Genomic DNA, 1,137 nt, shown 5'->3' on the forward strand with positions numbered 1-1,137 from the left:
CTGGAACACGGCCGCCAGCCTGCTGACGCTGAACTGGCTGGTGTTTCGCAAACTGTGGGTGGCGGCCCTGGCCTATGTTGGCATACTCGTTGCAGTGGCACTGCTGGTGTTTGGCATTGCGCGCCTGGTGCTCCAGTTTTCCGACACGTTGATGATGGCGCTGGGCCTGGGGTTTGGGCTGGCAGCCTTTGTGTTGCCGGGCCTGTTTGGCAATGCGCTGTTTCACACCGAGTGCCGCAAGGCCATGGCCAAGGCGCTGACGGGCCATGCCAATGTGGCCGATGCGCGTGATGCCCTGTTGCGCCAGGCCAGCAACCGCAACCGACTGATAGCACTGGCAGCCGCCAATGTTGCGGTCGTGCTGCTTGCGGCATTCGCATACCAGCAGTTTTCTGCACTCAGCCAGGTGACCGTCCTGCCGCACGGTGCGCTGGAGGCGGGCAACGTGGCGGTCGGGCGGACCACTGACGCGGCTACCCCGAATCGTATGATGCCGATGCCCACAGCCAGCGCCGCGGCAACGGCTAGCGAAGCTGTAGCGTCCGCACCATCGTCTGCGGCTTCCGTTTCCGTTTCTGCTTCTGCCGCCTCGGCACCGGCATCCACACCGGCATCTGCACCGCCTGCCTCAGCGCCGAGCATGGCGCTGGCAGCCAGCCAACCCCAAGCTACCAGTTCCATGCCAACGATAGGAACGGCCATTGCCGCAACAACGGCAGCATTGGCGGCACCCACAGTATCCACTGTGCCGACGCCTGCATCAACCACATCGGCGCCGCCCGCCCCGACCCCTGCAAAGACTGCGAGCGCAAGCAAGGCCAAGACCAGCACCGCTGCGTCGACACCTGCCGTTCAGGTACGGGCCGCTAAAGAACCGGCGGAGACAAAGGCCACCAAAAAACCGCAGACCGCCGCGGCGGCGGCTACGCCGGTGCAAAAGGCCTCTGCCGTAGCATCCAGCCCAGTCGCGGACACCAAGTCCTTTTTCATCAACGTGGGGCTGTTTGCTGTACCCGAGAACGCCGCCAAGGCCCACGCCAAACTGCTAGAGGCCGGGTTGCCATCGGTGATGAAGGAACTCAAGTCCAAGACCCGTCAGATCCGTGTACGGGTCGGGCCATATGCCAGCCAGGCCCA

Annotated in this window: 1 protein-coding gene; it reads left to right on the forward strand. The window is 64.0% G+C overall.

The window, feature by feature from the left end; genetic code table 11:
• Window positions 1–1,137, forward strand: a 1,137-nt coding sequence (locus AC097P_RS24550) for an SPOR domain-containing protein (RefSeq protein ID WP_479613028.1), incomplete at both ends; no start/stop codon positions are given.

Source organism: Rhodoferax sp. ZS1R8 (genome assembly GCF_056521325.1).